The 12,544-nt window shown below is 43.3% G+C and carries 16 protein-coding genes and 1 pseudogene; 7 read left to right on the plus strand and 10 right to left on the minus strand.

The genetic code is table 11. The features are described 5' to 3' along the window. Window positions 1–420 (minus strand): photosynthetic reaction center family protein (locus IM485_RS19445; protein WP_502882198.1); only part of this gene is annotated, 420 nt, incomplete at its 3' end. A gap of 275 nt (window positions 421–695) precedes the next feature. On the opposite strand from IM485_RS19445, the gene msrB reads away from it, so the two are divergent. Then, window positions 696–1,112 carry a peptide-methionine (R)-S-oxide reductase MsrB gene (msrB, locus tag IM485_RS19450; protein ID WP_104395861.1) on the plus strand — a complete coding sequence of 139 codons (417 nt, stop codon included), beginning with the start codon at window positions 696–698 and terminating at the stop codon, window positions 1,110–1,112. Window positions 1,113–1,164: 52 nt separating this feature from the next. Here msrB and IM485_RS19455 read toward each other — a convergent pair whose 3' ends face one another. The 4 genes from IM485_RS19455 to ruvA all read right to left on the minus strand — a co-directional run bounded on the left by IM485_RS19455 (window position 1,165) and on the right by ruvA (window position 3,533). Then, a complete protein-coding gene (locus tag IM485_RS19455; RefSeq protein WP_002739162.1) occupies window positions 1,165–1,368 on the minus strand; it encodes a phycobilisome linker polypeptide in 204 nt (67 codons plus the stop codon). A 189-nt stretch (window positions 1,369–1,557) separates the two neighbouring features. Continuing rightward, the gene (gene apcB, locus IM485_RS19460) at window positions 1,558–2,043 is read right to left on the minus strand and encodes an allophycocyanin subunit beta (protein ID WP_002758327.1); all 486 of its coding nucleotides are present in this window, start codon (window positions 2,041–2,043) and stop codon (window positions 1,558–1,560) included. Between the two features lie 79 nt (window positions 2,044–2,122). Next, on the minus strand, window positions 2,123–2,608 hold the full coding sequence (gene apcA, locus IM485_RS19465; protein WP_002739012.1) for an allophycocyanin subunit alpha: 486 nt from the start codon (window positions 2,606–2,608) through the stop codon (window positions 2,123–2,125). 295 nt (window positions 2,609–2,903) lie between these two features. Next, window positions 2,904–3,533 carry a Holliday junction branch migration protein RuvA gene (ruvA, locus tag IM485_RS19470; RefSeq protein ID WP_194018408.1) on the minus strand — a complete coding sequence of 210 codons (630 nt, stop codon included), beginning with the start codon at window positions 3,531–3,533 and terminating at the stop codon, window positions 2,904–2,906. Between the two features lie 63 nt (window positions 3,534–3,596). Here ruvA and IM485_RS19475 point away from each other — a divergent pair, with 63 nt between their 5' ends. Continuing rightward, on the plus strand, window positions 3,597–4,826 hold the full coding sequence (locus IM485_RS19475) for a site-2 protease family protein (protein WP_194018407.1): 1,230 nt from the start codon (window positions 3,597–3,599) through the stop codon (window positions 4,824–4,826). A gap of 198 nt (window positions 4,827–5,024) precedes the next feature. On the opposite strand, the gene IM485_RS19480 is transcribed toward IM485_RS19475, so the two are convergent. Continuing rightward, a complete protein-coding gene (locus IM485_RS19480; RefSeq protein ID WP_287745095.1) occupies window positions 5,025–6,173 on the minus strand; it encodes a substrate-binding domain-containing protein in 1,149 nt (382 codons plus the stop codon). 220 nt (window positions 6,174–6,393) lie between these two features. Between IM485_RS19480 and IM485_RS19485 the strand changes: the two genes are divergently transcribed. Further along, a complete protein-coding gene (locus IM485_RS19485) occupies window positions 6,394–7,419 on the plus strand; it encodes a cyanophycinase (RefSeq protein WP_287745096.1) in 1,026 nt (341 codons plus the stop codon). A 77-nt stretch (window positions 7,420–7,496) separates the two neighbouring features. Next, a complete protein-coding gene (locus tag IM485_RS19490) occupies window positions 7,497–8,099 on the plus strand; it encodes a chromophore lyase CpcT/CpeT (RefSeq protein WP_104395866.1) in 603 nt (200 codons plus the stop codon). An 11-nt stretch (window positions 8,100–8,110) separates the two neighbouring features. Here IM485_RS19490 and IM485_RS19495 read toward each other — a convergent pair whose 3' ends face one another. Next, complete coding sequence (locus IM485_RS19495) at window positions 8,111–8,284, minus strand: hypothetical protein (protein ID WP_002739017.1); 174 nt, start codon at window positions 8,282–8,284, stop codon at window positions 8,111–8,113. 153 nt (window positions 8,285–8,437) lie between these two features. Here IM485_RS19495 and IM485_RS19500 point away from each other — a divergent pair, with 153 nt between their 5' ends. Further along, window positions 8,438–8,806: a hypothetical protein gene (locus IM485_RS19500; protein WP_287230929.1), complete on the plus strand. Its 369-nt coding sequence runs from the start codon at window positions 8,438–8,440 to the stop codon at window positions 8,804–8,806. A 43-nt stretch (window positions 8,807–8,849) separates the two neighbouring features. Beyond that, window positions 8,850–10,661, plus strand: a complete 1,812-nt coding sequence (locus IM485_RS19505; protein WP_287745097.1) for a sodium:solute symporter family protein — start codon at window positions 8,850–8,852, stop codon at window positions 10,659–10,661. Between the two features lie 145 nt (window positions 10,662–10,806). Here the strand turns inward: IM485_RS19505 and IM485_RS19510 are convergent, their stop codons facing one another. The 3 genes from IM485_RS19510 to cynS all read right to left on the minus strand — a co-directional run bounded on the left by IM485_RS19510 (window position 10,807) and on the right by cynS (window position 12,218). Further along, entirely contained in the window at window positions 10,807–10,938 is a 132-nt protein-coding gene (locus IM485_RS19510) for a hypothetical protein (protein WP_287745098.1), read from the minus strand. A 33-nt stretch (window positions 10,939–10,971) separates the two neighbouring features. Further along, entirely contained in the window at window positions 10,972–11,619 is a 648-nt protein-coding gene (locus IM485_RS19515) for an NAD(P)H-dependent oxidoreductase (RefSeq protein WP_002738682.1), read from the minus strand. Between the two features lie 161 nt (window positions 11,620–11,780). After that, on the minus strand, window positions 11,781–12,218 hold the full coding sequence (cynS, locus tag IM485_RS19520; RefSeq protein WP_012264521.1) for a cyanase: 438 nt from the start codon (window positions 12,216–12,218) through the stop codon (window positions 11,781–11,783). Window positions 12,219–12,403: 185 nt separating this feature from the next. Here cynS and IM485_RS19525 point away from each other — a divergent pair. Continuing rightward, a pseudogene (locus IM485_RS19525) lies at window positions 12,404–12,544 on the plus strand (photosystem II q(b) protein); the annotation flags it as partial.

Consider the following 12,544-nt stretch of genomic DNA (forward strand, 5'->3'; position numbering starts at 1 on the left):
ACGCATTCCTAAACGGAAAGACAGTTCCCACTGACGACCGAGGTAGCAGAAGACACCTAGTAAGAAGTGGAAAATGACTAACTGGTAGGGACCACCGTTGTATAACCACTCATCTAAGGAAGCAGCTTCCCAGATGGGGTAAAAGTGGAGTCCAATCGCGTTGGAAGAGGGAACAACCGCACCAGAGATGATGTTGTTTCCGTAGAGTAGAGAACCAGCTACAGGCTCGCGGATACCGTCGATATCTACAGGAGGAGCGGCGATAAAGGCGATGATGAAGCAGGTGGTGGCGGTGAGCAGGGTGGGGATCATGATGACACCGAACCAGCCGACATAAAGACGGTTGTTGGTGCTGGTAATCCACTGGCAGAACTGCTCCCACAGGGAAGCACTCTCGCGCTGTTGTAAGGTGGTGGTCATTGGTTTATGATTCCTATTAGGTTGTCGAGGTACGATTGATTGATGATGTCTCTATCTTAAAGAGTTTGTATCGGTTTGTAAAGGGGTTTGAAACTATTGTTACTTATAGTATTGATAAGCTGAGGTTATGCTAAGTTTATAGGGTTTTCTGACCAAGTTTTCCTTTGGGGGAGTCCGTCGTCAGAAGCCGATGCTAAATCAGGTCATACTTCATATTTATGAAAAAACCCTAGATCTCGAACTCAGGTTAGACTAAAAAGGGAAATTTAATCATAATGGCGGTTGTCCTGACTATGGTAGAAAAAGTTCGTAAAACCGAGGCGGAATGGCGATCCCAGCTAACTCCCGAACAGTTCCAAGTTACCCGCAAAAAGGGAACAGAACGGGCTTTTACTGGTAAATATCACGATAATAAAGAAAAAGGTATTTACAAATGTGTCTGCTGTGGTACGGAGTTATTTACTTCTGACAGCAAGTATGATTCGGGTACTGGTTGGCCGAGTTTCTGGACTGCTGCTAACGAGGCCAATATTAAGTACGAGCGAGATGTTAGTTTTTTCATGGTGCGGACAGAGATTCTTTGTGCCACCTGTGATGCTCATCTCGGTCACGTTTTTAATGATGGTCCACCCCCGACGGGAAAACGCTATTGTCTCAACTCTGCCGCTTTGCAGTTTGAAAAAAATCCCTAAAGCAAAAAGAGGTCTGAAAAGACCTCTTTTTTTAAGTTCTAGTGGCAGCCGATTACAGTAAACCTGTATTAGTTCCCGGTTTGCCAGTAGCTAACTGCACTTTGACAATTTTGCCGCCCATTTTCATGATGCGCTGTTGCTCACGAAACCAATTATCGTAGGGAACGAGTTTGGTAAAATAGGTATTTTGTAATTCCCGTTGTGTCCGAATGCGGCTTTGGCTTGGAACACAAGCGGTGATTTTGAACATCCGCATGGATTGACTTCTCCTAATCGCTGAAAAACTTGTCGCTCAAACTAACGAAGGCTTTTTCCTAAAATAACAAAGGTCGGGAGTCAAGGATCAATACTAGCTCGTCAAAACCTATCTTGGACAGATTCAGCCTTTAAAGACCTAGCACTCATCCTCGGCTTCCCGAACCTATTTTGTTCGAGTTCGTTACTTCTAGCTTAAGCCAGAGCTAATGTAGTCGAAGTAAATCCCCATTTCTTTACCCGCGTCAGCACCAACTAAACTAGCGGTGACTTCTTTCATCGCTTGGATAGCTTGAACGGTGGAGGAGATGGGTACACCTAAAGAGTTGTAGGTTTCTTTCAGGCCGTTGAGAACGCGCTCGTCGAGAATAGAAGGATCTCCAGCTAACATAGCGTAGGTAGCATAACGGAGATAGTAGTCGAGGTCACGGATACAAGCGGCGTAACGACGGGTGGTGTACATATTGCCACCGGGACGGGTTACGTCAGAGTATAACAGGGACTTAGCCACAGCTTCTTTAACGATGCCGGCAGCGTTAGCACTAATGACACTAGCGGCACGCACGCGCAGTTCACCGGTGGCGAAATAGCTTTTCAGTTTGCCGAGAGCATTAGAGTCAAGGTATTTGCCTTGAACGTCAGAAGAGTTGATAACAGAAGTAATTGCGTCTTGCATGGTGGTTCTTCCTTGAGTTTTGCTTAATCTTAAGAGGTTTACGAGGGGTGTGTCTAGAACAATTCACAAAGGAGTTATTCTACGACATAGAGCCGATCACGTAATCGAAGTAGGAAGAAGCTTCAGAAGCATCGTCAGAAGACATAAGACCAGTAGCAACTTCTTTCATTTCGCGAACACTTTGAGCTACGGCACCGATGTCGGTTCCTAAAGATTTGTACATTTCACGCACACCGACTAAACCGATTTCTTCAATCGGGGTGACATCACCAGCAACTACTCCGTAGGTGATTAAACGTAGGTAGTAGTCCATGTCACGCAGACAGGTAGCGGTCATTTCTTCGCCGTAAGCGTTGCCACCGGGGGAAACGATGTCAGGACGTTTTTGGAATAAGCGATCACCAGCTTGTTTAACGATGGTTTCGCGAGCGCCAGTTAGGGTTTCAGCGATGCGTAAACGAGCGGCACCACTGCCAACGAAGGCTTTAATTCTGTCTAGTTCGCCGGGGCTGAGGTAACGAGCTTCAGCATCAGCATTCACGATCGATTTCGTGACGATACTCATTGATGGATTCCTCCCAACTAAGTGAGATTAATAAACTTAACCTGACATTTTATAGCAGTTGTGGTCACTACGCTCAAGTTATCTCGTTTCCGCCTCAGCGTCTCAAGACTTCCCTAGCTAGAGCGACCTAACGCAACTATTTTGCGGCATCTGGTTCACCTTCTCACTATTTTCGTAATACTTTTTAACATTTGCCCTGAGAAAGGAGCACCGGAGTGGGGTATGAAGTGTGGGGTGTGGGGTGTGGGGAGAATAAATGAAACTGTCTCCTGTCTCCTGTCTCCTGACTCCTGATTTAACCTAGCCAATTAATTGCCCCTTTAATCCAGTCTTCTGGCTGAGTATTTTTACTAAATAAAGCATCTTGACTGAGGACTGCTATGGCTCGATCGATTTCCTCTTGGCTGTATCCTAAAGCTAAAAGGGTCATCTGCACATCTTCGAGGATCTCCGCTGCCGGTAGTATTGCCGTGGTTGTCGTCGTCGCTTCTCTTAGTTGTCGCCATGCTGCCAATTTAGTTTTTAACTCCAAAGCGATTCTTTCTGCTGTTTTTAAGCCGACTCCGGGGGTTTTGCTCAAAATTTTAGTATTTCCTGTCACTATCGCCACCACAAGTTCCTCAATCCCCAAGGTATCGATTAAAGCTAGGGCTAATTGCGCCCCAACCCCATTGACGGAAAGCAGTTGACGAAACAGATCTCGCTCTGGGGCGGTGCCGAAACCGTACAATAAAGGCTGCTCCTCGCGAAAGAGTAGGTGAGTAAAAATCTGACAACTATCATTGTTATCTTTGCCGATGTCTAGGGCTAATCGCGAGGGAATTTGGATTTCGTAACCGATCTGGTTTACGTCTAAAATCAAGATCAGTCGGTTATTAGGGGTTTTGAGCACCTCGATCGCTTGTCCCCGTAAATAATTAATCATTGATTTAATTCTCCTACGAAAATAACCGAACAACAGTGATGACGGTTTTTACTCCCTGAAAGAATGCCGGAGAGATTTTCATTTTTGTTACAATTGTTAACAGAAGTGAATGGCGCAATTGATAACCTAATTTTCTTGGCGTTAGTCCCCCATAATTGGAGAAGATACAAAATGAATGGCAACATTAGAGTCGGGAATCTCTTTGGAATTCCCTTTTATATTAATCCTTCTTGGTTCTTTGTTCTGGGGTTAATTACCTTAACCTATGGGGGAGAATTAAGTCAGTTTCCCCAGTTAACGGGAATTATGCCCTGGCTCTTAGGATTTTTTGCCGCTATTCTCCTATTTGCCTCCGTGGTTGCCCACGAATTAGGTCATAGTTTTGTTGCCATCGCCCAAGGTATTGAAGTCAAATCAATTACCCTCTTTTTATTCGGTGGTTTGGCAACTCTCGGCAGAGAATCGAAAACTCCCCTAGAAGCTTTTCTAGTAGCAATTGCCGGCCCTTTAGTTAGTTTACTGCTCTTCGGTATCTTCCTAATTATTGGTCTTAATATTAGTTTAAGCGCGCCCCTAGCGGCGATTCTTTCTCTGCTTGCCTATATCAACCTCGCTCTGGGTTTATTTAACCTGATCCCCGGTTTACCTTTAGATGGTGGTAATATCCTTAAAGCTATCGTTTGGCAAGTAACAGGCAATCCCAATAAAGGGGTTTTATTCGCTAGTCGTTTCGGTCAATTTTTTGGTTGGTTAGCGATTGTCATCGGTGCGCTATCAATTCTCGGAATCAGTCAATTTGGCAGTTTTTGGACGCTATTAATTGGCATTTTCCTCCTACAAAATGCTGGCTTTTCCGCTCAATCAGCTAAGGTTCAAGATTTCCTAAGTCGCTACACCGCTAAAGATGTTATCTCTCCTAATAGTCCTGTAGTTCCGATTAATTTAACCCTGCGCGAGTTTGCTAATAATTATGTTATCGGTAAACAACAATGGTCTAAATTCCTAGTTACCGATAGCGAAGGTAAACTATTGGGGGTGATTAATGTAGATGCTCTGAAAACGATTCCCACTTCCCAATGGACAGAGGTAAATATCGGCCAGTTATTACAAACTAGCGAAAGTCTTAAACTGGTTTTGTCTAATACTTCACTCCTAGATGTCGTGAAAATTTTGGAAGGAGAAAATTTATCTCAAGTGACAGTGGTAGAAGAAAACGGCACGGTTTTGGGGTTAATTGAGAAAGCTTCTATCCTGACTTTTCTCGCCCAAGAAACCCAAAGTCAAACCGCTTAATCAGTTATCAGTGAGCAGTTATCAGTTATCAGTTATCAGTTAGGTAAATGTATTTTTAACCTCAATATTCTCACAGAATTTTTCTAGTATCTCCTGATACCAAATCCAGTTATTAAAGACTGATTATTTATTCCTCCTGTTGCCTTTTGCCTGTTGCCTGTCCTCATAAGTAGCCTGTACTCAACGAAGTTAGTATGACTATACTGACTGTCGCATTGCTTGCCACAACTCCTCGTATTCTTGCTCAGTTTCTGGCGATAAAGGGTTTAAAAAATCGCTTTTTTTGATCGCTTCCGGATTGACAAGTAAAGGATTATTTCTAATATCTGGGGAAATTTGGTCGGGATTTTCAGTGAGAATTAGGGGTGATAATCCAGAGGTAAATAAAGAAATTTTAGTAGCGGATTCTGGTTGCCAACAAAAATCAATCCATTGCTGGACAAGAGAATTAGGAGTAGTTAAAACTGGTTTTACCCACACATCAGACCAGAGAGAAGTACCGGATTTGGGGACAACAACTTTGATTTTCTTATAGCGATCGCTCACTGGTAAAATATCATTAGACCAACCCACAGATAGCCAGACATCACCAAGTATCAGGGGTTGTAAATAATGTTGAGAACTATAAAATTTTACCTGTTTCTGTAAAGCGAATAGCTGGTCTTTTAGTGCCGTCACTTGTTTTAAATTACTAGAATTATAAGAATAACCCAATTTTTTTAGGGTTAAACCGATGACTTCGCGACGATTATCAATTAGGGCAATTTTACCAGTTAATTCCGGTCGCCATAGATCAGACCAATCCTGTGGTCGCCAGTCAAATTGAGCGAATTTTTCCTCATTATAGGCAATTAATGTCATTCCCCAACGGTAGGGCGCACCCCAGACTTTTCCCTCTGTTTGCGGTTGTCCTTGAGCATTGCGAGTCATGTTTTCTTGCCAACGGAGGGGCAGTTTTGACCAATTAGAGAGTTGAGAAGTATCTAGGGGTTGAATTAAACCGTTGGTAATCGCTTTTCCTAGCCAAGCATCCCCTAGGGTGACTAAATTACCTATCGCTGGGTTTTGTTCCCTAAAAGGGACAGGAATCGGAAATTGTGAGGCTGGTTGCTCCTGATTTTGTAACCATTTTTCCAACAATTTTAATAGCTCTTTCAGCTGCCTTTCCGACTGAAAACTGACTTTTTTTTCGGCAATAGTTTTCTGAAAATCTGTTAGTAATCGCGGCGGAATCGAACCGGATAGGAGAAAAATGCTCGGATCGCCGCTTCTGGAAGCGCAGCCACTTAAACCCCCCGCTAAGGCGATTGTACCTAATCCTTGCAAAAAAGAACGTCTATTTAACATATCGCCCGCCGATTCCCAACTTTAACAGTAATAATTGCCAGTTTCTAGGCTTGAATTATTATAGGACGATTTTTAACAGAATGTAAACTAGGGAGTTTTGCCGCTACCGATTTCAGCTATAGATCGGCTTTGTTGTTAACTTTTATGGTAGAAAACTCTGATTTTGTCCTAGTTGAAGCTAGGATAGAAGCAGTAAGCTAAGGGGAGAGGGTATAAGACCATGTCCAACAATCATGATCGAGATTTCCATTATTCTTGTCGTTGTGGAAAAGCCAATTTTCAGTCTGTAAAACATCGATCGGGTATTTTATTAATCGGGGGAGCGGAAGGAGGTAAGTTAGGAGAAGATCAAGCGACCACATGGTTATTAAATCGAGCTAAAGGCGGTAATTACTTAGTGTTGCGCTTTGGCGATCTTGGCGGTCAAGCCGATTGGATTTGCGACAATTATCCCTCCCTGATCGGCTCAGCGGCGGAACTATCAATTGATAGTCGTGAAGGGGCGAATCATCCTGATGTTATCGAATATATTCGTAATGCCGATATTCTTTTTTTTGCTGGTGGTGATCAAAATCAGTACGAGGATTTGTGGGAAAGCACAAAGGTGGAAACAGCGATCAATTATCTGATCAACGACAAAAAAGTTCCCGTGGCGGGAACCAGCGCAGGAATGGCTATTCTGGGTGATTTTTACTATGCGCCTACTCACGAAGGAGTACTGAGTTCAGAAATATTAAATAATCCCTTTCACTTCAACACTAAAGACTTCTATCGGAGTGATTTTATTCGGGTTCCTTTTCTCAAAAAAGTGGTGACAGATACCCATTTGGATCGACTCAATCAAGATCATCCCGAAACAAGATATGGTCGCCTTTTTGGTTTTTTAGCCCGTAATGTACACGATAATCACAATCAACTGCCCGCCTACGCTATCGGTTTAGAAGAAGGAGCTTTTCTGGCGATCGATGAGAATGGTATCGCCAAAGTCTATGGCAACGGCACCGATAAGGGACAAGATGCCTATTTTCTGCAAACTAACAGGACTCTACCCGAACAGATGGAGCCGGATCGACCTTTAATCTGGAATAATAACGGTCAAGCGGTGAAAGTCTACCGCATCGCGGGAACTCCCTCTGGCAGCGGTAAATTTGACCTCAAGGATTGGTCTAGTGCTGCTGGCGGTCGCTGGGAATATTGGTACACTAAAGGGGGAATAGCCGGGTTTAAGCGGGTTTTGGTAGCCTGAAGGTCATTTTTGTCAAAAAAGTGAGTTATATGGGTGTTAGGATTAATTTTGAGGCAATAAGGAGAATTTTTTGACCTATGACCCCTGAATTAATCACTTTCGGTCGGTATCTCGCGGGTGAATTTGAAAATCAACGGCAAGCGCAAGCAGAACCAGTGTGGTACGTTCACCTGCGTTTATGGTTGCGTCCGTTGCTTTTATTTCGGGAAGACAGCATCGCGCTTTTTGCCGAACAAGCCAGTATCATCAATTTAGACCAACCCTACCGACCGCGACTGTGGCGATTAACGCGCTCGGAATCGGGAGGGTTAGAGGTTAGGCATTATATGTTTAATGACCTGAAATCCGTGCAAGGTGCGGGCAAAAATCCCGATATTTTGCGAAAAATTAGCTTAGAAGACCTAACTTTCCTGCCTACTTGCACTTTAGCGGTCCAAGTCCATACCCTCGCTGATCATCAATACCAGTTTATCGCCCAACCGCAACCGGAACAGCACTGTCAATTCACCTATGAAGGGACAACCTATCAGGTGTCTTTGGGTTTCGAGGTGACGAGTCATAGCCTAAAAACCTACGATAAAGGTCTAGATCCCAGCAGTGGTAAGGGAATTTGGGGAGCTCTGCTCGGTCCCTATCAATACGAGAAAAAACGGGATTTTTCGGCAGAATTGGAGGTGTGAGGAAGATTGCATCACATTAGGTCAAAATGACGGCAGATAACACCGCAAACAGCCGCTAAAGCGGTAATTCCTAAAGCTGTACCGATGTCTTGTCCTTGATTGACGGCAAAAGAAGTGACGATTCCCGCACCTAAACCGGCTGTGATTGCTGCTCCGAGAAAATCTTTATCTGAGTTTTTATACATAGAGATAAGGCCAAATTTCCACAAAATCGTGCTTTTTACCTTATCATCCTCTTTTGAGCAACTAATCACCCGGGGGCGGAATTGCAATCAAGCTTTAGATTTAGCCACGTTTCTTAACATTAAGTTGGGTCAGATAGATAGGAGGTAAAATCGATGAAATTAGCTAAAATCTCTTTTTCTGGCTTTTTAATGCTGATTATCTCCCTTTTGCTAATACTGAGTTTTGTTAATGCCAGCAAGGCACAATCGGATACGGCGGTAAGATCGGAGTTAATTAGTCTCCGCAATCGAGTTGAGCGCCTTGAAAGTCAGGTCCGAGGAATAACCATCCGCGGGGAAAATGCCGCTCCCATTCCCCAACGGCGATCGGGAACGGGTATAGTAAATGGGGAAGTAGTCGGGGAAAGTGACCCACTGTTCCAGCGTTTAGCCACTTTAGTAATTGAATTAAAGGAAGATTTAAAAAAGCTGGAGCAACGGGTGCAAATCTTAGAAAAAGAAACCGTTAGCCAGAAATCGTAGTCAATTGATGCTATAACGATCGAAAGTTAAATTGATCCAAACTATGCAGTTAATTGATTATGTAATTGTGCTGCTTTATCTGGCAGGAACCCTAATAATCGGGATTATCGCCGAGAAAAAAGCTTCTCAAGGTCTAGAATCCTACTTTTTAGGTAATCGCAATTTGCCCTGGTGGATGTTAGGGGTGTCGGGAATGGCGGCTAACACCGATTTAGCGGGAACTATGGTCATTTCTGCCCTAATTTACGCGGTCGGTCCTAAAGGACTATTTATCGAAATCCGGGGCGGTGTTGTCCTAATTATGGCCTTTCTCATGGCTTTTATGGGCAAATGGAATCGCCGCGCCCAAGTTATGACCATGGCGGAATGGATGCAATTTCGCTTTGGACCGGGAAAACAGGGAAATTTTGCCCGAATTATTAGCGCCGTCGCCACTCTCTTATTCTCTATCGGTGCGATGAGTTATTTCTCCGTTGCGGGGGGGAAATTTTTAGGGCAGTTTCTGGGTATGGATGATCGTCTTGCTTCGGTGATATTAATTCTTTTAACCTTAATTTATACAGTGGCCAGTGGTTTTTATGGTGGGGTAATTACCGATTTATTTCAAGGGTTTCTGATTTTTGTGGCGGTAATTTATGTATCGACAGTGGCCTTTTTTACCGTTAATCTTCCCGATAGTTTCACGGTAGCAATTCCGGGGGCAACGGAGCCAAAAACTTGGAATTTAAGCGACTGGGCTAGTATTTTTCCTTCGATGACTTTGGATTTACCCGGAGATTATGCCATCTTTAATTTGTTTGGTGGGGTGATTTTCTTTTATTTAGTTAAAACCATCATCGAAGGTTGCAGCGGCAGCGGTGGTTATATGTTACAACGATACCTAGCCGCTAAAAGCGATCGAGATGCCGGTTTATTATCTTTATTCTGGATTATTCTGCTTTCTTTCCGTTGGCCTCTAGTCACAGCTTTTGCGGTTTTAGGTATTCACTACGGTTTAACCGAAGGCACGATTACAGATCCAGAAAGAATTCTTGCCACGGTGATTACTCAATATATTCCTGTGGGGATGAAAGGGTTATTAATTGCTGCTTTTTTAGCGGCGGCTATGTCCACTTTTAACGCAGTTATCAACGCTAGTGCCGCCTATTGGGTCAAAGATATCTATCAAGCTTTTTTGAAACCAAATGCGGGAGAACAGGAGTTAGTTTTTCAAGGTCGTTTGGCCTCGATTTTTGTGGTCGCAATTGGCTTAGTTTTGAGTTTTAATATCGAAAATGTCAATGATATTTGGGGTTGGTTAACCACGGGATTAGGGGTGGGATTAGCAGTTCCTCTCCTATTACGTTGGTATTGGTGGCGCTTTAATGGTTATGGTTTTGCCGTGGGAACTTTAGCAGGAATGATTGCGGCCATTGCCTCACAAGCGATAATTTTACCTTTCTTTCGTCACAGTCAATATCAGGAACTTATTCTCTTTCTTGTGCCGAGTTTGTTCGCTTTAGCTGGCTGTATTATCGCTACTTTGTTAACTCCTCCCACCGATAGTTTAGTTATGGAAAATTTCTATAATGTTACCCGACCTTTTGGCTTTTGGGGAGAAGTCCGTCACAGTGTTAAACCTAATCTACAGGCAAAAATTAAAGCGGAAAATCAACGGGATATCATTGCCGCTTTTCTCACCGTTCCTTGGCAATTAGTCCTCTTTATGATGGGGATTGTTTTAATCATCAAGCAGTGGCAAAGTTTGAAGATTTTGGCTTTGGTTTTTCTTTTGCTTTCCATCGGTCTCTATTTTACTTGGTATCGACATTTATCTAAGGAAATTACTGTCACTAAAGACCGAGATTTAGGTTAGGCAGTTATCAGTTATCAGTTATCAGTTATGAGTAAGATCTCGTTCCCAGGTAGAACCTGAATACTATTTTAAGGCAGAGCCTTAGATATTGTGTTCCAAGGCAGAGCCTTGGAACAAGGGAAACTCGCAATCCAAAATCTAAAATCTAAAATCCCAAAAAGAGTGGAGGAGCGGGTATCATTTCTCCACGAAAATCTAGTAATTGCACTAGAATTAAATAAGCGATCGCAATCGAAATCGCTCCAGTAATGATCGCAACCAGTTTTCCTCGATTCATAAACAATCCCTCAACTGATATAGTCTTATTGTACTAATGCCAGACAATAACCTCATCGCGATCAAAGCGAACTTTCTTCAACAGTTGATATTTGTCTTCTAAGGAGCGATAGCCGAGAGCCACTGCTGCTACTGCTGCATAGCCGCTACCTTCTAATTGCAGAATACGATCATAAGCCGCTGGCTCGATTCCTTCTAGTGGACAAGCATCAATATCGAGCAAGGCGGCGGTTTCCATCAGCATTCCCATCGCAATATAACTCTGTCGCTGAGACCACCATTGAACAATTGCTGAGCGTGGCCCATTAACTAAATCTGACACCATCAGATTCTTATAATTCTCCAGAGAAGCGACATCTAATTCTCGAACTTGAGCTATTTTTGCAACGAATTTCTCGACATATGCTACTTCAATTTTGGTAAGAGTAGCAAGTACCACATAGTGGGAGCAATCCTCTACTTGAGTTTGATTCCAACTGACCGGAGTAAGTGCCGCACGAATTTTTGGATCTTGAACGACAATAAATTTCCAGGGTTGCAAACCATATGAAGAAGGAGCCAGTCTCAAGCTTTCTTCTAAGATAAACCAATCTGCTTCAGAAATTTTTTTAGACGGGTCAAATTTTTTGACAGCGTATCTCCACTGAAGCTTTTCTAAAATTTCTTGAGGTTGAATCGTCATTATATCTCCTGGGCGATTGAGCGCTGGAATCTATTTTAAATTCTCTCAAAATCTGCAAAAAAAAAGCAAGCAAAATTTTGCCGTCAATTGTTAAGTTTGGTTAAGAAAAATAGCAAGAGCGGCAAGGAATAGAAATCCCTTACCGTTGACTTTGGCCGGACTCACCACTTCTTATAGGGTAAAAACTTACCCGACATGGTAATTTTAACGCGATCGCCTTTAGGGTCTTCCTCCTTATCCACGTCGAGGGTAAAATCGATCGCACTCATAATACCATCGCCGAATTTTTCATGAATCACCGATTTTAGGGGCATTCCATACACCTGCATGATCTCGTAGAAACGATAAATCAGGGGATCAGTGGGGACAACTGGACCCAATCCCTTGACAGGATACTCGGTTAAAGATGCGACGATTTCGGTTCCCAGTCCCAAAGCTGCCACAATTTTCGTTGCTTCCTCTAGGGAGGCGCTCGCTTGCCGGTAAAAAACAGCGGCAATCCACACCTCATCTCGTCCTAGAATCGCTTCTAGGTCAGCGAAACTCAGTCCTTTTTCCTTCTTCGCTTCCAATAGTTTTGCAGTAATTTCGGGTATCATCGCTTATTTTTGCAGAATTTGTCTGCATCTAGTTTACATGAACATCAATTATATAAGTAAAAGTTATGACATTGATAAAAAAATATTCCTTAAAACCCCTTTACATAACTATAAAAAGCCGATAGTATTAGCTCATGTCAAACAACGAACCTTGACAACCTAATACATACAGAAATTATCCAACCATGACCACCACTCTACAACAGCGCGAGAGCGCTTCCCTGTGGGAGCAGTTCTGCCAGTGGATCACCAGCACCAACAACCGTCTTTATGTCGGCTGGTTCGGTGTGATCATGATCCCCACCCTGCTCACCGCCACCACCTGC

It is taken from the genome of Microcystis sp. M169S2 (assembly GCF_020245865.1).
Taxonomy (GTDB): domain Bacteria; phylum Cyanobacteriota; class Cyanobacteriia; order Cyanobacteriales; family Microcystaceae; genus Microcystis; species Microcystis ichthyoblabe_A.